A 20,471-nucleotide genomic window follows, 5' to 3' on the forward strand; every position below is an offset into this window, starting at 1 on the left:
CGGCGGCGGACACGGGCAGCGGCACCGGCCCCAGCACCTCGGCCTCGGACGGCAGCTCGATCGCGCGGAGGAAGTCGGCCACCACCTCCGCAGAGCCCGACACGGCCGCCATCCGCGACACCGGCGGGAACCCCAGCTCCGCCCGCTCGGCGAGCTCCCGGACCGCGTGACCGACGGGATCCCAGCGGACGAGCGCCTGCACGGGCCGCAGCGTCGGCTCGGCCACGACCACCACCGTGCCGCCGTCCGACTGCGGCCGGACGAGGGACGCGGCCGCGATCCACCGCCGCAACGCGTCCTCCCCGGCCCGCAGGTCGGGCCGCCCGAGCATCGCCCAGCCGTCCAGCAGCAGGGCCGCCGCGTACCCGCCCTCGGCGACGGGCTCGGCCCCCGGCGTGCTGACGACCAGCGCCGGCGCCCCCGGCACCGTGTCCAGGACGTGTTCCCGACCCGAGGTGCGCACCGGTACGGCGGGGAAGGCCCGGCCGAGTTCCTCGGCGGTCCGCCGCGCCCCGACGACCGAGGCGCGCAGGCGGAAGGAGCCGCAGTCCGGGCAGTGCCAGCCGCCCTCCTCGCGTCCGCACCACCCGCAGTTCAGCGCACCACCGTCCGGCGCCTCCAGCGGCCCGGAGCAGTGCCGGCACCGCGCCGGCGCCCGGCACTTGGCACACGCCATGCGCGGCACGTATCCCCTGCGGGGCACCTGTACCAGCACCGGGCCGTGCCGCAGGCCCTCCCTGACGGCCTGCCAGGCGAGGGTCGGCAGCCGGGCGGCCCGGGCGGCCTCGTCCCTGGCGAGATCCTGGTCCCCCACGGTCCGTACGAGCGGGGCGGCGGCCCGGATCTGGTCCCGCCCGGCGACGAGCGGCCGCGCCCAGCCGCTCTCGACGAGCTGCGCGGCCTCCACCGTGCAGCCCCAGCTCCCCAGCAGGAAACCGCACTTGTCCTGCGCGGCCCGCAGCAGGAGCACCTCGCGGGCGTGGGGCTGCGGGGCGTGCTGCTCGCTGTGGCTGTCGTCGCCGTCGTCCCAGAGGGCGACCAGGCCGAGGTCCTGGACCGGCGCGAACATGGCGGCACGGGTCCCGATCACGGCCCGCACGGAACCGCGCCGCACCGCGAGCCATTGCGCATACCGCTTTTCGGGGCCGGCGTCGGCGGTGAGCACCGCGTGCCGCCCCTGGCCCAGCAGCGAGGACAGGGCGGCGTCGACCCGCGCGACCGCGCGACCGTCGGGCAGGACGGCCAGCGCCCCGCGCCCGGAGGCCAGCGTCGCGGCGACGGCCCGGGCCAGCTCGTCGCTCCACTGCGGCCCGGGCAGCGCGTTCCACACGGCACGGGGCGCTCCACCGGAGGCCAGCGATCCCAGGAAGGCCGCTCCCCGCTCGTAGCGCTGCCAGGACGCCGCCTCGGGCGCGGGAGGCGGCGGCAGTGGCTCGGGGGAGGGTCGCTGCTCGGCTCGTGCGTTGCGCGGAGGCACGGCCAGTTGCAGGACGTCGGCGAGGCTGCCCGCGTACCGGTCGGCGACCGCCCGGGCCAGCCCGAGCAGTTCCTCGCTGAGCACCTGCTCGGGCGAGACGACCTGGGCGAGGGCCGCCAGCGGCCCGGAGTAGTCGGACTCGGCCAGCCGCTCGATGAGGAACCCGTCGATCAGTCCGCCGCCCTCGCGCCGTCCGTCCCGCACGCGATGCCGCCCGGCCCCGAACCGCACCCGCACCCGCACGCCCGGCCGGGCGTCCGCGTCCAGCTCCTCGGGGACGGCGTAGTCGAAGTAGCGGTCGAGATGAAGGACGCCCTTGTCGACGAGGACCCGTGCGACGGGGAGCTCCTTGGCGAGCGCGGCCCCCCGCCAGGTCCGCGGTTTGGCCCGGGGCGGCCTGGCCTTGCGCACGCTGTCCCGGATGAGCGCGAGCTGCTCGGGCGGCGCACCCTCGGCTCCGCCGCCCGCCTGTTCGTTCTCGCTGCTCACGCTTGCATTCTTACCAAACGCCACTGACAAGCGGAGCCGCCCGAGTTCCCCCGCGGTGACGGCGCGCACGCGCAGCCGCGTGGCCCGCACGAGGCGGGAGCGGGCCCGACGGGGCCCGGAGAGCACGCCGGAGGCCCGGCCCCCCGAAGGGTGCCGGGCCTCCCGCGATGCCCTGATAGACGGGACCTACAGCCCCGCGGCCTTGCGCAGCGCGTCCACGCGGTCCGTGCGCTCCCAGGTGAAGTCGGGCAGCTCGCGGCCGAAGTGGCCGTATGCCGCGGTCTGGGAGTAGATCGGGCGGAGCAGGTCGAGGTCGCGGATGATGGCGGCCGGACGGAGGTCGAAGACCTCGTCGATCGCCTTCTCGATCTTCTCCGTGTCGATCTTGGCGGTGCCGAAGGTCTCGACGAACAAGCCGACCGGCTCGGCCTTGCCGATCGCGTACGCGACCTGGACCTCGCAGCGGGTGGCGAGGCCCGCGGCCACGACGTTCTTCGCGACCCAGCGCATCGCGTACGCCGCGGAGCGGTCGACCTTGGACGGGTCCTTGCCGGAGAACGCGCCACCGCCGTGCCGGGCCATGCCGCCGTAGGTGTCGATGATGATCTTGCGACCGGTCAGGCCGGCGTCACCCATCGGGCCGCCGATCTCGAAACGGCCGGTCGGGTTGACCAGGAGACGGTAGTTCTCCGTGTCGAGCTTGATGCCGTCGTCCAGCAGCGCCTTGAGCTCCGGCTCGACGACGAACTCCTTGATGTCCGGAGCCAGGAGCGAGTCCAGGTCGATGTCGGAGGCGTGCTGGGAGGAGACCACCACGGTGTCCAGGCGGACCGCCTTGTCGCCGTCGTACTCGATGGTGACCTGCGTCTTGCCGTCCGGGCGCAGATAGGGGATCGTGCCGTTCTTGCGCACGTCGGACAGGCGCTTGGACAGGCGGTGCGCCAGGAAGATCGGCAGCGGCATCAGCGTCGGCGTCTCGTCCGTCGCGTAGCCGAACATCAGGCCCTGGTCGCCCGCGCCCTGCTTGTCGAGTTCGTCGTCGTCACCCTCGACACGGTTCTCGTACGCCGTGTCCACGCCCTGGGCGATGTCCGGGGACTGCGCGCCGATCGACACCGACACGCCGCAGGAGGCGCCGTCGAAGCCCTTCTTGGAGGAGTCGTAGCCGATTTCGAGGATCTTGTTCCGGACCAGCGTCGCGATGTCCGCGTACGTCTTGGTCGTGACCTCGCCGGCCACGTGCACCAGGCCGGTCGTGATCAGGGTCTCGACGGCGACCCGGGATGACGGGTCCTCGCGCAGAAGCGCGTCGAGAATGGTGTCGCTGATCTGGTCAGCGATCTTGTCGGGGTGACCCTCGGTCACGGACTCCGAGGTGAACAGACGACGGGACACAACGCTCCCTGAGGTTGCAGCGGCTGCTGGCTGATCATTGGCGGACGGCGGGGGCTGCACCCGGCGCCGTCCGTGGAACAGTTTACGGGTCACGCTTCGGCCACGGTCCCCCCGTCTCGCCACTCGGGAGTGCTGTGACCTGCGGCACGGGCATTCTGCCCAATGCCGAGCGACGTTGGCCAGAGGCGCCACGCGCCGATCCGCCCGCATTCGCGGGGGTACGCCGCGCCTGAGCCGTCAGCTCAGGCGCTCGGCCACCAGGTCCCACACGGTTTCGGCCAGGGCTTCCTTGGGTCCGTGCGCCACCGCGGTCTCGCTGCCGTCGGCGCCCAGCACGACCGCCTCGTTCTCCTCGGAACCGAAGGTCTTGCGCTCCCCCACCTCGTTCACGACCAGGAGATCGCAGCCCTTGCGCTTGAGCTTGGCGCGACCGTTGGCCAGGACGTCGTCCGTCTCCGCGGCGAAGCCGACGACCACCTGGCCCGGGCGGGCCCGGTGAGCCGAGATCTCCGCGAGAATGTCCGGATTCCGCACCAGGGTGACCGGCTCCGGCTCCTGGCCGTCCTTCTTCTTGATCTTCCCTGCCGCGTACGCCGCCGGACGGAAGTCCGCCACCGCGGCCGCCATCACCACGGCGTCGGCCTCCGAAGCCGCCCTCAGTACCGCCTCGCGCAGCTCCACGGCGGTTCCGACCGGCACGACGTCGACGCCCGCCGGAGCCGGCAGGGTGCTGTTGGCGGCGATCAGCGTGACGCGGGCGCCGCGGGCGGCGGCGGTGCGGGCGAGGGCGTAGCCCTGCTTGCCGGAGGAGCGGTTACCGAGGAAGCGGACGGGGTCCAGGGGCTCGCGGGTGCCGCCGGCGCTGACGACGACGTGCCGGCCCACCAGGTCGGGCTCGGTGACGCCCCGGGCCAGGACGCGGCGGCAGACCTCGAAGATCTCGCCGGGGTCGGGCAGCCGGCCCTTGCCGGTGTCGACGCCGGTGAGGCGGCCCACGGCCGGCTCGATGACGAGGGCGCCGCGGCGGCGCAGCGTCGCCACGTTCTCCTGGGTCGCCGGGTGCTCCCACATCTCCGTGTGCATGGCGGGGGCGAAGACGACCGGGCAGCGGGCGGTGAGCAGGGTGTTGGTGAGGAGGTCGTCGGCGAGGCCGTGGGCCGCCTTGGCGAGCGTGTCGGCGGTGGCGGGGGCGACGACGACCAGCTCGGCCTGCTGCCCGATGCGGACGTGCGGGACCTCGTGCACGTCGTCCCAGACCTCGGTGGAGACGGGGTTGCCGGAGAGCGCGGACCAGGTGGCGGCGCCGACGAAGTGCAGCGCGGAGGCCGTGGGCACCACCCGCACCTCGTGGCCCGACTCCGTCAGCCGCCGCAGCAGCTCACAGGCCTTGTAGGCGGCGATGCCCCCGCTGACCCCCAGAACGACCTTCGGCTTGTCCACGTCTCTCCCCGGACCTCGGCAACCGGCACACCGTACGACTCCATGACACACCACAGGCCCGGCAGTCGGCCTGCCGGGCCTGTGGACAAGTCAGCGCAAAGCTGTCAATCCTGCTTACTGCGCCGGGCCCTCGACGGCCTCGGACGTCAGGAGCCCCGCGTTGATCTCGCGGAGGGCGATCGAGAGCGGCTTCTCGTGGACGTGGGTGTCGACGAGAGGACCGACGTACTCGAGGAGACCCTCGCCGAGCTGCGAGTAGTACGCGTTGATCTGGCGGGCACGCTTGGCCGCGTAGATCACGAGGCTGTACTTCGAGTCGGTGGCCTCGAGGAGCTCGTCGATCGGCGGGTTGATGATGCCCTCGGGCGCGGAGATGGAAGAGGACACGCTCTACCTTCCGATGGATGGGAAAGAATCTGTCGGGGTGATCAGCCGACCGAAACGATCGGTGATGGTCACACGACGTCCATCAAGGCTAGCAGCTCGCGTGCTACGTCCTCGACGGAGGTGTTGACCAGGGTGGTGTCGAACTCCGGCTCGGCCGCGAGTTCGATCTTCGCCGCTTCGAGCCGGCGCTCGATCACCTCGGGCGGTTCGGTGCCCCGCCCGGTGAGCCGGCGCACGAGCTCCTCCCAGGAGGGAGGAGCGAGGAACACCAGCTGGGCCTCGGGCATCGACTCGCGGACCAGGCGGGCGCCCTGCAGGTCGATCTCCAGGAGGACGGGCTCGCCGTTCTCCAGGCGCTCCTGCACGGCCGCACGCGGCGTGCCGTAGCGGTTGCCGGCGAACTCGGCCCACTCCAGCAGCTCCCCGTTGGCGATCAGCTTGTCCATCTCGTCGTCGGAGACGAAGAAGTAGTGGACTCCGTGCTGCTCGCCGGGGCGGGGCTTGCGGGTCGTCGCCGACACCGAGAGCCAGACCTCGGGGTGTTCCTTGCGCATATGAGCGACGACCGTGCTCTTGCCGACCCCGGAGGGGCCGGAGAGCACGGTCAGCCGCGGACGTACGTCCGGGGGTACGGGGGACGTCCCCCGGGGTGTTGCAGCCATGCAGCGATTATCCAGCAATCGCGGAGTGCCCGGGACTCGCTTCCCCGGAGCGCCCGCTTCAGGAGCCGGTGCTGCCGAACTCGCGCTCCAGGGAGGCGATCTGGTTGGACCCGAGACCCCGCACGCGGCGGCTCTCGGAGATGCCGAGTCGCTCCATGATCTGCTTGGCGCGGACCTTGCCCACGCCGGGCAGCGACTCGAGGAGGGCGGAGACCTTCATCTTGCCGATGACGTCGTTCTCCTGGCCCTGCTTGATGACCTCGTGAAGGGAGGCGCCGGAGTGCTTGAGTCGATTCTTGACCTCGGCCCGCTCCCGGCGAGCCGCGGCGGCCTTTTCGAGCGCGGCTGCGCGCTGTTCAGGGGTAAGGGGCGGAAGAGCCACGCCTACGTCACCTCGGATGTCGAACTGTCGGATACGGACCGGTGAGGAACCTAGTCGCCCCACACCTGGGGAGCCACGAGCAACACACGCTTGCCCGTTCTCTCGTCGGAGACTAGCGGGCAAGTCCGCCAGAGTCAGCGAGAACAGCGGAAAAGTCCTGGTCAGCCTTCATCTGAACGGACATTTAGGACATACTGCCCCGGATTTGAGGATGTATTCAGACTCAAGCGGGCCCCTGACCACTCATCGGAGGTCTCGCGATAAGGTCTGGACCGCCTCACGAGGACGTCACGGCGTGCCGGATCTCCTCCGCGAAGCGCTCTGTGGCGTCACGCAGAGCGACCGCGTCGGGACCGTGGCGTAGCACTCCCCGGCTGACGTTCGGCACGACGTTGCGCACCGCCGCCCCGAAGACCCCGGGAAGGTCGGCCGGCGTGGCGCCCTGCGCGCCGATGCCGGGTGCGAGGAGCGGGCCGTTGATGTCGAGGTCGTACGTCGACAGATCACCGAGGGTGGCGCCGACGACCGCGCCGAACGACCCCAGGGGCTCCTCCCCCGTGTTCTCGGCGGCCAGGTGCGCCAGCATCGTCGCTCCCACGTTCCGGCCGTCGGAGCGCACGGCGTGCTGGACCTCGCCGCCCTCCGGGTTGGACGTCAGCGCCAGCACGAAGAGGCCCGCGCCGTTCTCCCGGGCGAGGGCCACGGCCGGGCTGAGCGATCCGTAGCCGAGGTACGGCGAGACCGTCAGGGCGTCGGAGAACAGCGGCGCGTCCTTGTGCAGGAAGGACTCGGCGTATGCGGCCATCGTGGAGCCGATGTCGCCACGCTTGGCGTCCATCACGACCAGCGCGCCCGCCGACCGGGCCTCGGCGACGGACTTCTCCAGGACGGCGACGCCGCGCGAGCCGAAGCGCTCGAAGAACGCGCTCTGCGGCTTGAGCACGGCGACCCGGTCGGCCACCGCCTCGACGACCGTGCGGCTGAACCGCTCCAGGCCCGCCACGTCGTCGTTCAGTCCCCACTCGGCGAGCAGGGAGGCGTGCGGGTCGATGCCGACGCACAGCGGGCCGCGCTCGTCCATGGCCCGGCGCAGGCGCGCGCCGAAGGGTTCGAGACCACTCATGCCGTCTTCCTCACGTCGGCGCCCACCGCGTCGGCGAGCGTGGCGTAGGGGCTCGTGGCCAGGCGAGCGGCGAGCCCCTTGTGGATCGCGCGGCCCCAGAAGGGCCCCTCGTAAATGAAAGCGCTGTAGCCCTGGACCAGCGTGGCGCCGGCCAGGATGCGCTGCCAGGCGTCCTCGGCGTTCTCGATGCCGCCGACGCCCACCAGGGTGATCCGGTCGCCCACGCGCGCGTAGAGGCGCCGCAGGACCTCCAGGGAGCGGTCCTTCAGGGGCGCCCCGGACAGACCGCCGGTCTCCTTGACCAGGGAGGGGTCGGACGCCAGGCCGAGGCCCTCGCGCGCGATGGTGGTGTTGGTGGCGATGATGCCGTCCAGGCCGAGCTCCACGGCCAGGTCGGCGACGGCGTCCACGTCCTCGTCGGCGAGGTCCGGCGCGATCTTGACCAGCAGCGGGACACGCCGCGTGGAGACCGTACGGTCGGCGGCCTCGCGGACGGCGCTCAGCAGGGGGCGCAGGGCCTCGGTGGCCTGGAGGTTGCGCAGCCCCGGCGTGTTCGGCGAGGAGACGTTGACGACCAGGTAGTCGGCGTACGGCGCGAGCCGCTCGGCGGACTTCACGTAGTCCGCGACGGCCTCATCCTCGGGGACGACCTTGGTCTTGCCGATGTTGACGCCGACGACCGTCTTGAAGACGGGCGTGCGGGAGGCGAGGCGGGCGGCGACGCGGAGCGAGCCGTCGTTGTTGAAGCCCATGCGGTTGATCAGCGCGCGGTCCTCGACCAGGCGGAACAGCCGCTGTCTGGGGTTGCCGGGCTGGGGTTCGCCGGTGACCGTGCCGATCTCGACGTGGTCGAAGCCGAGCATGGCCATGCCGTCGATACCGACGGCGTTCTTGTCGAAGCCCGCGGCGAGCCCGAAGGGGCCGTGCATGCGCAGGCCCAGGGCCTCGGTGCGCAGCTCCTTGTACCGGGGCGCGAGAACGGCCGCGAGGAAGGTGCGCAGCACGGGCACCCGGGCGGCCAGGCGGATCCAGTGGAAGGCCAGGTGGTGGGCCTGCTCCGGGTCCAGCCTCTTGAAGACGAGTCGGAAGAAGTTCTTGTACATGGTGTCCTCACGAAGACATGGCGTCCTCACGAAGAGGGGGACACCGTTTCCGGTGTCCCCCTCGGGGCTGCTAGTCGCGGGCCGCGGTCAGGTGTTCCGCGTGTTCCTGGAGCGATCGGACGCTCACGTCGCCGCGGTTGAGGGCGTCGATGCCCTGGACCGCCGCCGCGAGGGCCTGGACCGTCGTCAGGCAGGGCACGGAGCGCGCCACGGCCGCCGTACGGATGTCGTAGCCGTCAAGGCGGCCGCCCGTGCCGTACGGGGTGTTGACGATGAGGTCGACCTCGCCGTCGTGGATGAGCTGGACGATGGTCTTCTCGCCGTTCGGGCCGGTGCCCTCGGACTGCTTGCGCACAATCGTGGCGTTGATGCCGTTGCGCTTGAGGACCTCGGCCGTGCCGGACGTGGCCATCAGCTCGAAGCCGTGCGCGACCAGCTCGCGGGCCGGGAAGATCATCGAGCGCTTGTCGCGGTTGGCGACCGAGATGAACGCGCGGCCCTTGGTGGGCAGCGGGCCGTAGGCGCCCGCCTGCGACTTGGCGTAGGCAGTGCCGAAGACCGAGTCGATGCCCATGACCTCGCCGGTGGAGCGCATCTCCGGGCCGAGGACGGTGTCGACGCCGCGGCCGTGGATGTCGCGGAAGCGCGACCACGGCATGACGGCCTCCTTGACGGAGATCGGCGCGTCGAACGGCAGCTCGCCGCCGTCACCGGTCGCCGGGAGCAGGCCCTCGGCGCGCAGCTCGGCGATCGTGGCGCCCAGGGAGATCCGGGCGGCGGCCTTGGCCAGCGGCACCGCCGTCGCCTTCGAGGTGAAGGGGACGGTCCGGGAGGCGCGCGGGTTGGCCTCCAGCACGTAGAGGATGTCGCCCGCGAGCGCGAACTGGATGTTGATCAGGCCGCGGACTCCGACGCCCTTGGCGATGCCCTCCGTGGAGGCGCGCAGGCGCTTGATGTCGAAGCCGCCGAGCGTGATCGGGGGCAGGGCGCACGCAGAGTCGCCGGAGTGGATGCCGGCCTCCTCGATGTGCTCCATGACGCCGCCGAGGTAGAGCTCCTCGCCGTCGTAGAGGGCGTCGACGTCGATCTCGATCGCGTCGTCGAGGAACCGGTCGACCAGGACCGGTCGTGAAGGGCTGATCTCGGTCGACTCGGCGATGTAGGACTCCAGCCGGGTCTCGTCGTAGACGATCTCCATGCCGCGCCCGCCCAGGACGTACGAGGGACGCACCAGGACCGGGTAGCCGATCTCGTCGGCGATGGCCTTGGCCTCGGTGAAGGTGGTGGCGGTGCCGTGCTTGGGGGCCGGGAGGCCGGCCTCCTTGAGGACCCGGCCGAAGGCGCCCCGGTCCTCGGCGGCGTGGATGGCCTCCGGGGAGGTGCCGACGATCGGCACGCCGTTGTCCTTCAGCGCCTGCGACAGGCCCAGCGGGGTCTGGCCGCCGAGCTGCACGACGACGCCCGCGACCGGTCCGGCCTGCTGCTCGGCGTGGACGATCTCCAGCACGTCTTCCAGCGTCAGCGGCTCGAAGTACAGCCGGTCGGAGGTGTCGTAGTCCGTGGAGACGGTCTCCGGGTTGCAGTTGACCATCACCGTCTCGTAGCCCGCGTCGCTCAGCGCGAAGGAGGCGTGGACGCAGGAGTAGTCGAACTCGATGCCCTGGCCGATGCGGTTCGGGCCGGAGCCCAGGATGATGACGGCCGGCTTGGTCCGAGGCGCGACCTCGCTCTCCTCGTCGTAGGAGGAGTAGAAGTACGGCGTCTTGGCGGCGAACTCGGCGGCGCACGTGTCGACCGTCTTGTAGACCGGGCGGATGCCGAGCGCGTGCCGGACCTCGCGGACGACGTCCTCGCGCAGGCCGCGGAGCTCGCCGATCTGCTGGTCGGAGAACCCGTGCCGCTTGGCCTCCGCGAGCAGGTCGGCGGTCAGCTCGGGCGCCTCGGCCAGCTCGTCCGCGATCTCCTTGATCAGGAAGAGCTGGTCGACGAACCAGGGGTCGATCTTCGTGTACTCGAAGACCTCCTCGGGCGTGGCGCCCGCGCGGATGGCCTGCATGACGGTGTTGATGCGGCCGTCGGTGGGGCGGACGGCCTGCTCCAGCAGCTGCGTCTTGTCGCCCGGATCCCCGACGAAGGTGAACTGGCTGCCCTTCTTCTCCAGCGAGCGCAGCGCCTTCTGGAAGGCCTCGGTGAAGTTGCGGCCGATGGCCATGGCCTCGCCGACGGACTTCATGGTGGTGGTGAGGGTGGCGTCCGCGCTCGGGAACTTCTCGAAGGCGAACCGCGGGGCCTTCACGACCACGTAGTCGAGCGTCGGCTCGAAGGAGGCCGGGGTCTCCTGCGTGATGTCGTTGGGGATCTCGTCCAGCGTGTAGCCGACGGCGAGCTTGGCGGCGATCTTGGCGATCGGGAAGCCGGTCGCCTTCGAGGCCAGCGCCGAGGAGCGCGACACCCGCGGGTTCATCTCGATGACGATGACCCGGCCGTCCTCGGGGTTCACCGCGAACTGGATGTTGCAGCCGCCGGTGTCGACGCCGACCTCGCGGATCACGGCGATGCCGATGTCGCGCAGGGTCTGGTACTCGCGGTCGGTGAGCGTCATGGCGGGCGCCACGGTGATCGAGTCGCCGGTGTGGACGCCCATGGGGTCGAAGTTCTCGATGGAGCAGACGACCACGACGTTGTCGTGCTTGTCGCGCATCAGCTCCAGCTCGTACTCCTTCCAGCCGAGGATGGACTCCTCCAGGAGCACCTCGGTGGTCGGGGAGAGCGTGAGGCCCTGGCCGGCGATGCGGCGCAGCTCCTCCTCGTCGTGGGCGAAGCCGGAGCCGGCGCCGCCCATGGTGAAGGAGGGGCGGACGACGACGGGGTAGCCGCCGAGCGTGTCGACGCCGGCGAGGACGTCCTCCATGGAGTGGCAGATCACCGAGCGGGCGGACTCGCCGTGCCCGATCTTGCCGCGGACGGCCTCGACGACCTCCTTGAAGAGGTCGCGGTCCTCGCCCTTGTTGATGGCCTCGACGTTGGCGCCGATCAGCTCGACGCCGTACTTGTCGAGGGTGCCCGCCTCGTGCAGGGAGATGGCGGTGTTGAGGGCCGTCTGGCCGCCCAGGGTGGGCAGCAGCGCGTCGGGGCGCTCCTTGGCGATGATCTTCTCGACGAACTCGGGCGTGATCGGCTCGACGTAGGTGGCGTCGGCGATCTCCGGGTCGGTCATGATCGTCGCCGGGTTGGAGTTCACCAGGACGACCCTGAGGCCCTCGGCCTTGAGGACGCGGCACGCCTGGGTGCCGGAGTAGTCGAACTCGGCGGCCTGGCCGATGACGATCGGGCCGGAGCCGATGACCAGGACGGACTGGATATCGGTGCGCTTAGGCACGCTGGCCCTCCATCAGGGATACGAAGCGGTCGAACAGGTAGGCGGCGTCGTGCGGGCCCGCTGCCGCTTCGGGGTGGTACTGGACGCTGAAGGCGGGGCGGTCGAGGAGCCGCAGCCCCTCCACCACGTTGTCGTTCAGGCAGACGTGGGACACCTCGGCGCGGCCGAACGGGGTCTCGGAGACCTTCTCGAGCGGGGCGTCGACGGCGAAGCCGTGGTTGTGCGCGGTGACCTCGACCTTGCCGGTCGTACGGTCCTGCACCGGCTGGTTGATGCCGCGGTGGCCGTACTTCAGCTTGAAGGTGCCGAAGCCGAGGGCGCGGCCCAGGATCTGGTTGCCGAAGCAGATGCCGAACAGCGGGGTGCCGCGCTCCAGGACGCCCCGCATCACGGAGACGGGATGGTCGGCGGTGGCCGGGTCGCCCGGGCCGTTGGAGAAGAACACGCCGTCCGGGTTCACCGCGTAGACGTCCTCGACGGTCGCGGTCGCCGGGAGCACGTGCACCTCGATGCCGCGCTCGGCCATGCGGTGCGGGGTCATGCCCTTGATGCCGAGGTCGACGGCGGCGACGGTGAACTTCTTCTCGCCGATGGCCGGGACGACATACGGCTCGGTGGTGGCGACCTCGGCGGAGAGGTTCGCGCCCTTCATCTGGGGGGCTTCCTGGACGCGGGCCAGCAGCGCGGCGTCGTCCTGGACGGCGCCGCCGCTGAAGATGCCGACGCGCATGGCGCCCCGCTCGCGCAGGTGGCGGGTGAGGGCTCGGGTGTCGATGCCGCTGATGCCGACGACGCCCTGGGCGTCCAGCTCCTCGTCCAGCGTGCGCCGGGAGCGCCAGCTGGACGGCACGCGCGCGGGGTCGCGCACGACGTAGCCGGAGACCCAGATCTTCTTCGACTCCATGTCCTCGTCGTTCACACCGGTGTTGCCGACGTGCGGCGCGGTCATCACGACGACCTGGCGGTGGTACGAGGGGTCGGTCAGGGTCTCCTGGTAGCCGGTCATGCCGGTGGAGAACACCGCTTCGCCGAAGGTCTCCCCCACGGCCCCGTAAGCACGGCCGCGAAAGATCCGGCCGTCCTCCAGGACGAGTACGGCGGGAGTTTTGGCGGCTCCCCTGGTGGAGGTGGTCATCGTTCGGCGCCTTCCCTGGTGTTCGTTTCGATCATGGAGTTGATGGCTTCGACCCACTCGTTGTGCTCGGCCGCGTGGTCGGAGCGGAAGCCGGAGTCGATCAGCCGGTCGCCGTGCTCCCAGGTGACGATCAGCAGACCGCCCTCGGTGAGGACCTTCCCGGCGATGCCCTTGTCGAGCCGGGCCTCGCGCAGCTGCGCCACCGGGACGAAGAAGTCGCTCGCCCCGGGGCGTACGACGTCGAGGCCGGCGTCCGTGAGGGTGAGCTCGGCGCGGCTGCGGGTGCCCAGGCCGCGGGCGACGATGCGGTCGAGCCACTGGCCTGCGGTGGTGGAGCCGTGGTAGCGGCCGCTCAGGCTCAGCTTCTCGGGGCCCGGGTCGTCCGGGGCGGCGGGCAGCTCGGGCAGGTCGCCCTGGAGGGTGCCGCGCCACTTCCAGCCCTCACGCATCAGCCAGTAGACGAGCGCGACGAACAGGGCGAGACCGACGACCCAGCCGATGCGGGCGGCCCAGTCGGTCACTTGCGCCGATTCCTTCTCGGCGGCCAGCAGGAGTACAGGTGTCACGTGAGCTTCCCGTCGACGAGCGTGGCCTTGCCCCGCAGCCACGTGTGCGTCACACGGCCCGGCAGCTCACGCCCCTCGTAGGGGGTGTTGCGGCTGCGCGAGGCGAAGCCCGCGGGTTCCACGAGCCCACGGTATGCCGTGTCGACCAGGGTGAGGTTGGCGGGCTCACCTGCCGAGACGGGACGGCCGTGGCCCGTGGCCTGTCCGATCCGCGCGGGCTTGACGGACATCCGGTCGGCGACGCCGGCCCAGTCCAGCAGGCCCGTGTCGACCATGGTCTCCTGCACCACTGACAGCGCGGTCTCCAGGCCGACCATGCCCATGGCGGCCGCGGCCCACTCGCAGTCCTTGTCCTCGTGCGGGTGCGGGGCGTGGTCGGTGGCGACGATGTCGATCGTGCCGTCGGCGAGCGCCTCGCGCAGGGCCATGACGTCGCGCTCGGTGCGCAGCGGCGGGTTGACCTTGTAGACGGGGTTGTAGGTGCGCACCAGCTCGTCCGTGAGGAGGAGGTGGTGCGGGGTGACCTCGGCGGTGACGGCGATGCCGCGGGACTTGGCCCAGCGGACGATCTCGACGGAGCCGGCGGTCGACAGGTGGCAGATGTGGACGCGGGAGCCGACGTGGTCGGCGAGCAGGACATCCCGGGCGATGATCGATTCTTCGGCCACCGCGGGCCAGCCGCCGAGGCCCAGCTCGGCGGAGACGACGCCCTCGTTCATCTCGGCGCCCTCGGTCAGCCGCGGCTCCTGCGCGTGCTGCGCGACGACACCGCCGAATGCCTTCACGTACTCCAGGGCGCGGCGCATGATCACGGCGTCGTGGACGCACTTGCCGTCGTCGGAGAAGACGGTGACGCCGGCGGCGGACTCGTGCATCGCTCCCAGCTCGGCGAGCTTGCGTCCCTCCAGGCCGACGGTGACGGCGCCGATGGGCTGGACGTCGCAGTAGCCGTGTTCCTTGCCGAGCCGCCAGACCTGCTCGACGACACCGGCGGTGTCGGCGACCGGGAAGGTGTTGGCCATGGCGAACACGGTGGTGTAGCCGCCGGAGGCGGCCGCCCGGGTGCCGGTGAGGACGGTCTCGGAGTCCTCGCGCCCGGGCTCGCGCAGATGGGTGTGCAGGTCGACCAGGCCCGGCAGCAGCACCTTGCCGTCGGCCTCGACGACCTCGGCGCCCTCGGCGGACAGACCGTTGCCCACCTGCGCGATGGTTCCGCCGTCGATCAGGACGTCCTGGGGCTCGCCGCCGAGCACCTTCGCACCACGGATCAGGATCTTGCTCATCTGTCTTACTTCTCCTCGGTGCGGGGGTGGGTGACGGCGGGCTCGTTGCCCCCGAGCAGCAGGTACAGGACCGCCATCCGGATGGACACTCCGTTTGCGACCTGCTCGACGACGGTGCAGCGGTCGGAGTCGGCGACCTCGGCGGTGATCTCCATGCCGCGGACCATCGGGCCGGGGTGCATCACGATGGCGTGCTCGGGCATCCGCGCCATGCGGTCGCCGTCGAGGCCGTAGCGGCGGGAGTACTCGCGCTCGGTCGGGAAGAACGCGGCGTTCATGCGCTCGCGCTGGACGCGCAGCATCATCACCGCGTCGGACTTGGGCAGCGTGCTGTCGAGGTCGTAGGAGACCTCGCAGGGCCAGGTCTCGATGCCGACGGGGAGCAGGGTCGGCGGGGCGACGAGGGTGACCTCGGCACCGAGGGTGTGCAGCAGGTCGACGTTGGAGCGGGCGACCCGGCTGTGCAGGACGTCGCCGACGAGCGTGATGCGCTTGCCTTCGAGGTCCTGGCCGAGTCCGGCGTCCGGGCCGATCAGCCGGCGGCGCATGGTGAAGGCGTCGAGCAGCGCCTGCGTGGGGTGCTGGTGGGTGCCGTCGCCGGCGTTGACGACGGCCGCGTCGATCCAGCCGGAGTTGGCGAGGCGGTACGGAGCTCCGGAGGCGCCGTGCCGGATGACGACGGCGTCGACGCCCATGGCCTCCAGGGTCTGGGCCGTGTCCTTCAGGGACTCGCCCTTGGAGACGCTGGAGCCCTTGGCGGAGAAGTTGATGACGTCCGCGGACAGCCGCTTCTCGGCGGCCTCGAAGGAGATCCGGGTCCGGGTGGAGTCCTCGAAGAAGAGGTTGACGATCGTGCGGCCGCGCAGGGTCGGCAGCTTCTTGATCGGCCGGTCGGCGACCCGGGCCATCTCCTCGGCGGTGTCGAGGATCAGGACGGCGTCGTCGCGGGTGAGGTCGGCGGCCGAGATGAGATGACGCTGCATCTGTCAGGCTCCGTAAGGCAGTTCATTCGGGAGGTTCGGGGCAGGCGGGTGCGCGCAGGCGCGCACTGAGCCGGCGTACGACAGCGGCGTACGCCTGGAGCGCTACCGGGAGGCCGGCTTGGCGCCGAGCAGCACGGTGTCGCGACCGTCCTCCTCGGCGAGCTGGACCTTGACCGTCTCCCGCAACGAGGTGGGGAGGTTCTTGCCGACGTAGTCGGCGCGGATGGGCAGTTCGCGGTGTCCGCGGTCGACGAGGACGGCGAGCTGCACCGCGCGCGGGCGCCCGAGGTCGTTCAGCGCGTCGAGGGCGGCGCGGATGGTGCGGCCGGAGAAGAGCACGTCGTCGACGAGGACGACGAGCTTGCCGTCGAGGCCGTCACCGGGGATCTCGGTGCGGGCGAGCGCGCGTGGCGGGTGCATGCGCAGGTCGTCGCGGTACATGGTGATGTCGAGCGAGCCGCAGGGAACCTTGCGCTCGGTGATCTGCTCCAGCTTGTCCGCGATCCGCCGGGCGAGGAAGACGCCCCGGGTCGGAATGCCGAGGAGCACCACGTCGTCGGCGCCCTTGGCGCGTTCGACGATCTCGTGGGCGATGCGGGTCAGCACCCGCGCGATGTCGGGCCCTTCGAGCACGGGCCGGGCATCGGACTGCGTGTCGTGCGTGTCCATACGAAACGGACCTCCTTCTCCGCCTCACGGGACGGACCTTAAAGGACGTCGGGATTGCGCCATACACGGTAGCAGGTCACCGATGTCGCTCCGATGGCCCCCTCGGATCACCCACTCGGCCCAACGGAACGCCGATACCACGGAAGAGTCGGTGCGGACCATTCGGCTTGACGCGGCAGAGTAACGCTGCGTAACCTCACAGTGAGTTACCAGCCGCGCGGCCTGGCACCCACGCCAGACGCGTCGACACAGTGCCGGGGAGCTATATGTCCAGCGAATACGCCAAACAGCTCGGGGCCAAGCTCCGGGCGATCCGCACCCAGCAGGGCCTTTCCCTCCACGGTGTCGAGGAGAAGTCCCAGGGACGCTGGAAGGCGGTCGTGGTCGGTTCGTACGAGCGCGGCGACCGTGCCGTGACCGTACAGCGCCTTGCCGAGCTGGCGGATTTCTACGGCGTTCCGGTGCAGGAGCTGCTTCCGGGCACGACCCCGGGCGGGGCCGCCGAGCCGCCGCCGAAGCTGGTCCTGGACCTGGAGCGGCTGGCCACGGTGCCGGCCGAGAAGGCGGGCCCCCTTCAGCGCTACGCGGCCACGATCCAGTCACAGCGCGGTGACTACAACGGCAAGGTGCTGTCGATCCGCCAGGACGACCTGCGCACACTCGCCGTCATCTACGACCAGTCGCCGTCCGTCCTCACGGAACAGCTGATCAGCTGGGGTGTCCTGGACGCGGACGCGCGCCGCGCGGTGGCGTCCCACGAGGAGGCCTGACCCGCTCCGCGGGCCCAGCAGAAACGTGCCGCCGGGGTGGCCGGAACCGTATGGTTCCGGCCACCCCGGCGGCGTTGTGCGGCTCTGACATCCCCGCGCCGCCCGAGGCGGACGTACGGGAACGCCGGAGGGCCCGCAGCGGTCACGCTGCGGGCCCTCCGGCATGTGGTCCGTCTCAGACCTCGTCGCGGCGGAGCGAGGGCTTGAGTTCCTTCAGCCGGCCGAGTAGGCCGTTCACGAACGAGGGCGACTCGTCCGTGGAGAACTCCTTCGCCAGCTGCACCATCTCGTCGAGGACGACGGCGTCGGGCGTCGCATCGACCCAGATCAGCTCGTAGGCGCCGAGCCGCAGGATGTTGCGGTCGACGACGGGCATCCGGTCCAGCGTCCAGCCGACGGAGTACTGCGCGATCAGCTCGTCGATGCGCTTCGCGTGCTCCGCGTAGCCCTCGACCAGCTCCATCGTGTACTCGCTGACCGGCGGCTGCCGGGTGTCCGCCCGGGAGAGCCGGACCCAGTCCGCGAGGACGGTGAGCACCTCGGCGCCGCGCTGGTCCCCCTCGAAGAGGATCTGGAAGGCGCGCTTACGGGCCGTGTTGCGGGCAGCCACGGTTAGCTGTTCACCCGGCCGAGGTAGTCGCTGGTGCGGGTGTCGACCTTGATCTTCTCACCGGTGGTGATGAAGAGCGGCACGTTGATCTGGTGGCCGGTCTCCAGGATGGCGGGCTTGGTGCCGCCGGTGGAGCGGTCGCCCTGGACGCCCGGCTCGGTCTCCTGGATGACGAGCTCGACGGCGGCCGGCAGCTCGACGAAGAGCACCTCGCCCTCGTGCTGCGCGACGGTGGCGGTGAAGCCCTCGATCAGGAAGTTGGCGGCGTCGCCGACGGCCTTCTTGTCGACGTGGAGCTGGTCGTAGGTCTCCATGTCCATGAAGACGAAGTACTCGCCGTCCATGTAGGAGAACTGCATGTCGCGCTTGTCGACGGTGGCCGTTTCGACCTTGACGCCGGCGTTGAAGGTCTTGTCGACAACCTTGCCGGAGAGCACGTTCTTGAGCTTGGTGCGCACGAAGGCCGGGCCCTTGCCGGGCTTGACGTGCTGGAACTCGACGACGGACCAGAGCTGGCCGCCTTCGAGCTTGAGCACCATGCCGTTCTTGAGGTCGTTCGTGGAAGCCACGGTTGCGGAATCTCCTGGACTGACGTACGACCCCGGGGCACGCACCTGCCTGGCTACAGGGCGAGCAGCTCCTTGGTCGTGATGGTGAGTAGCTCGGGTCCGCCGTCCGCCTCGGGGCGGACGACGAGCGTGTCATCGATCCGGACACCGCCCCGGCCCGGGAGGTGGACTCCCGGTTCGACGGTGACTGGCACGCAAGCGTCCAGTTTACCCATGGCCGCGGGACTCAATTGAGGGTCCTCGTCGATTTCGAGCCCTACACCGTGTCCGGTCAGGATCGTGAGGCCCTCCGTGTACCCCGCGGAGTCCAGGACCTGGCGGGCGGCGCGGTCGACGTCCCGGCAGGCGGCGCCGGGTACCAGGCTCTCACGCCCGGCCCGCTGGGCTGCGAAGACCAGGTCGTACAGCTCGATCTGCCAGTCCGCGGGAGCGGTGCCGATGACGAAGGTGCGGCCGATCTCGCAGCGGTAGCCGCGGTAGGTGGCACCGAGGCACACGGAGAGGAAGTCGCCCTCCTCGACCCGGCGGTCGGTGGGCCGGTGGCCGGGGCGTCCGGCGTTCGGCCCGGTGGCCACCGATGTAGGGAAGGCCGGCCCGTCCGCCCCGTGATCCACGAGCCGCCGCTCCAGTTCCAGGGCGAGGTGGCGTTCGGTCCGGCCGACGAGGATCGACTCCAGCAGCTCACCGAGGGCCTGGTCGGCGATCTCGGCGCCGATGCGCAGACAGGAGATCTCCTCCTCGTCCTTGACGACCCTGAGTTGCTCGACGGCGCTGCCGAGACCGGTGAGACGCAGCCGGGGGGCGACCGAGCCGAGGGCCCGGTGCCGGGCCACCGTGAGGTGGTGCTCCTCCACCGCCAGGGAGTCGGCGCCCTGGCCCTCGGCGAGACGGGCGGCCGCGACGGCCGGGTCACCGCCACCGGCTCCGGGCAGGGTCTGGACGCGCAGGGCCTCGTCGGGGCGCTCCTGCGTGGGGCGGTCGGCCGTGGGTCCGGCACGGACCAGGAGGTCCTGCTCCTCGGTTCTGCCCAGGAGCAGAACGGCGCCCTGCGGGGCGGCGCCCGCGAGATAGCGCACGTTGGCGGGGCGGGAGACCAGCGCCGCCGCGCTGCCGCCCGCATTGCAGTAATCCCTCAGACGCGTCCGGCGGGCCGCGTACACCTCTGACATGACCCGAGCGTATGAGCTCCGTCGGTTTTGCGCTGGTTGAGGGCGTCTGAGTGGGCGGTGCCTGATTTGTCCGGGTGGGTTGGGGCGCTGTTTCGGGAGGGGTCGTGCCGCGCGGGGTCGCGTGCCGTCCGCGCCTGTGCGGGGGGCTTGTCGCGCAGTTCCCCGCGCCCCTACGGGGCGCTCGACTGCGGGGCGTTCACCACTGGGGTGGGCTGGCGATCGACCTGGCCAGGACCTCGTCCAGGACCCTCGCCGTCTCCGGTACGTCCAGCTGGGAGTTGTCGATGATCGGCAGGCCAGATCCGTACCAGCCGGCCATGCGGCCGTGGATGCGGGCGACCTCCTCGTCCGAGAGCCGTCGGTTGCCCGAGCGCTCCGCGTTGCGTTCGAGGACGATGTCCAGCCCGGGCAGGAGGACGACCGGCAGCAGGCCCGGCCCGACGTGGCGCTTCCAGCCGCCGAGGCCGACGACCGGGCGGTCGGGGAAGACCGCGTCGTCGAGGATGCAGGAAATGCCGTTGGCCAGGAAATTGCGCGCGGCGAAACCACACGTGCGGCGGGCCAGGCGGTACTGCGCCTCGGAGTTGTCGTTCCACCCGGACTGGGGGTCGGCGAAGCCGGAGCGGACCCACTCGCGCACGTCGTCGAGGCTGATGTGGGCCGTGGGGACCCGGCGGTGGTCCGCCCAGTACTTGGCGACGCTGGTCTTGCCCGCGCCCGCGGGGCCGATGAGCAGCACCGCGAGGGTCGTGCCGGCGGGGTCGGGAACGGTCGCGGCGGGCGGGGCCATCGGCATGGCGACCGGGCCGCCGGGCGGCAGCGGCACGTGCCCGGTGGTCTCCGGCGCCGGCGGGACGGACGTCGCGGCCGGTCCCGGTCC

19 protein-coding genes are annotated in these 20,471 nt (G+C 71.1%); 1 reads left to right on the forward strand and 18 read right to left on the reverse strand.

The genetic code is table 11. From position 1 onward, the window contains the following. The 14 genes from GTY56_RS18330 to pyrR all read right to left on the reverse strand — a co-directional run. On the reverse strand, positions 1-1,966 hold a 1,966-nt coding region (locus GTY56_RS18330), incomplete at its 3' end, for a primosomal protein N' (protein WP_161366437.1). Between the two features lie 186 nt (positions 1,967-2,152). Further along, positions 2,153-3,361, reverse strand: coding sequence for a methionine adenosyltransferase (gene metK, locus GTY56_RS18335; protein WP_161366438.1), 1,209 nt, complete (start codon positions 3,359-3,361; stop codon positions 2,153-2,155). A 237-nt stretch (positions 3,362-3,598) separates the two neighbouring features. After that, positions 3,599-4,801: a bifunctional phosphopantothenoylcysteine decarboxylase/phosphopantothenate--cysteine ligase CoaBC gene (gene coaBC / locus GTY56_RS18340; RefSeq protein WP_161366439.1), complete on the reverse strand. Its 1,203-nt coding sequence runs from the start codon at positions 4,799-4,801 to the stop codon at positions 3,599-3,601. Between the two features lie 114 nt (positions 4,802-4,915). Further along, complete coding sequence (gene rpoZ / locus GTY56_RS18345; RefSeq protein ID WP_003988945.1) at positions 4,916-5,188, reverse strand: DNA-directed RNA polymerase subunit omega; 273 nt, start codon at positions 5,186-5,188, stop codon at positions 4,916-4,918. A 68-nt stretch (positions 5,189-5,256) separates the two neighbouring features. Continuing rightward, positions 5,257-5,850 carry a guanylate kinase gene (gene gmk, locus GTY56_RS18350; protein ID WP_031105569.1) on the reverse strand — a complete coding sequence of 198 codons (594 nt, stop codon included), beginning with the start codon at positions 5,848-5,850 and terminating at the stop codon, positions 5,257-5,259. Between the two features lie 58 nt (positions 5,851-5,908). Continuing rightward, positions 5,909-6,232 (reverse strand): integration host factor, encoded by a 324-nt coding sequence (locus GTY56_RS18355; protein ID WP_003977346.1) that lies wholly within the window; start codon positions 6,230-6,232, stop codon positions 5,909-5,911. 277 nt (positions 6,233-6,509) lie between these two features. Further along, positions 6,510-7,355 (reverse strand): orotidine-5'-phosphate decarboxylase, encoded by an 846-nt coding sequence (gene pyrF / locus GTY56_RS18360; protein ID WP_161366440.1) that lies wholly within the window; start codon positions 7,353-7,355, stop codon positions 6,510-6,512. Beyond that, positions 7,352-8,458: a quinone-dependent dihydroorotate dehydrogenase gene (locus tag GTY56_RS18365; RefSeq protein WP_161366441.1), complete on the reverse strand. Its 1,107-nt coding sequence runs from the start codon at positions 8,456-8,458 to the stop codon at positions 7,352-7,354. Before GTY56_RS18365 ends, pyrF begins: the two co-directional genes overlap by 4 nt. A gap of 70 nt (positions 8,459-8,528) precedes the next feature. Next, the gene (gene carB / locus GTY56_RS18370) at positions 8,529-11,837 is read right to left on the reverse strand and encodes a carbamoyl-phosphate synthase large subunit (RefSeq protein WP_161366442.1); all 3,309 of its coding nucleotides are present in this window, start codon (positions 11,835-11,837) and stop codon (positions 8,529-8,531) included. Then, complete coding sequence (gene carA, locus GTY56_RS18375) at positions 11,830-12,972, reverse strand: glutamine-hydrolyzing carbamoyl-phosphate synthase small subunit (RefSeq protein ID WP_161366443.1); 1,143 nt, start codon at positions 12,970-12,972, stop codon at positions 11,830-11,832. Before carA ends, carB begins: the two co-directional genes overlap by 8 nt. Continuing rightward, entirely contained in the window at positions 12,969-13,538 is a 570-nt protein-coding gene (locus GTY56_RS18380; protein ID WP_161366444.1) for a PH-like domain-containing protein, read from the reverse strand. The genes carA and GTY56_RS18380 overlap by 4 nt, the downstream gene beginning before the upstream one ends. After that, positions 13,535-14,821, reverse strand: coding sequence for a dihydroorotase (locus GTY56_RS18385; protein ID WP_161366445.1), 1,287 nt, complete (start codon positions 14,819-14,821; stop codon positions 13,535-13,537). The genes GTY56_RS18380 and GTY56_RS18385 overlap by 4 nt, the downstream gene beginning before the upstream one ends. A 5-nt stretch (positions 14,822-14,826) precedes the next feature. Further along, on the reverse strand, positions 14,827-15,804 hold the full coding sequence (locus GTY56_RS18390; protein ID WP_161366446.1) for an aspartate carbamoyltransferase catalytic subunit: 978 nt from the start codon (positions 15,802-15,804) through the stop codon (positions 14,827-14,829). Between the two features lie 102 nt (positions 15,805-15,906). Further along, complete coding sequence (gene pyrR, locus GTY56_RS18395) at positions 15,907-16,473, reverse strand: bifunctional pyr operon transcriptional regulator/uracil phosphoribosyltransferase PyrR (RefSeq protein WP_161366447.1); 567 nt, start codon at positions 16,471-16,473, stop codon at positions 15,907-15,909. Between the two features lie 266 nt (positions 16,474-16,739). Between pyrR and bldD the strand changes: the two genes are divergently transcribed. Beyond that, a complete protein-coding gene (gene bldD, locus GTY56_RS18400; protein WP_018570201.1) occupies positions 16,740-17,243 on the forward strand; it encodes a transcriptional regulator BldD in 504 nt (167 codons plus the stop codon). Positions 17,244-17,418: 175 nt separating this feature from the next. Here bldD and nusB read toward each other — a convergent pair whose 3' ends face one another. The 4 genes from nusB to GTY56_RS18420 form a co-directional block, all read right to left on the reverse strand. Continuing rightward, positions 17,419-17,853 carry a transcription antitermination factor NusB gene (gene nusB / locus GTY56_RS18405; RefSeq protein WP_031138968.1) on the reverse strand — a complete coding sequence of 145 codons (435 nt, stop codon included), beginning with the start codon at positions 17,851-17,853 and terminating at the stop codon, positions 17,419-17,421. 2 nt (positions 17,854-17,855) lie between these two features. Next, entirely contained in the window at positions 17,856-18,422 is a 567-nt protein-coding gene (gene efp, locus GTY56_RS18410) for an elongation factor P (protein ID WP_030843148.1), read from the reverse strand. A 53-nt stretch (positions 18,423-18,475) separates the two neighbouring features. After that, positions 18,476-19,591, reverse strand: a complete 1,116-nt coding sequence (locus tag GTY56_RS18415; RefSeq protein WP_161366448.1) for an aminopeptidase P family protein — start codon at positions 19,589-19,591, stop codon at positions 18,476-18,478. 196 nt (positions 19,592-19,787) lie between these two features. Then, on the reverse strand, positions 19,788-20,471 hold a 684-nt coding region (locus tag GTY56_RS18420; RefSeq protein ID WP_237524917.1), incomplete at its 5' end, for an AAA family ATPase.

This window comes from Streptomyces sp. SID5643 (assembly GCF_009872555.1).
Taxonomy (GTDB): domain Bacteria; phylum Actinomycetota; class Actinomycetes; order Streptomycetales; family Streptomycetaceae; genus Streptomyces; species Streptomyces iakyrus.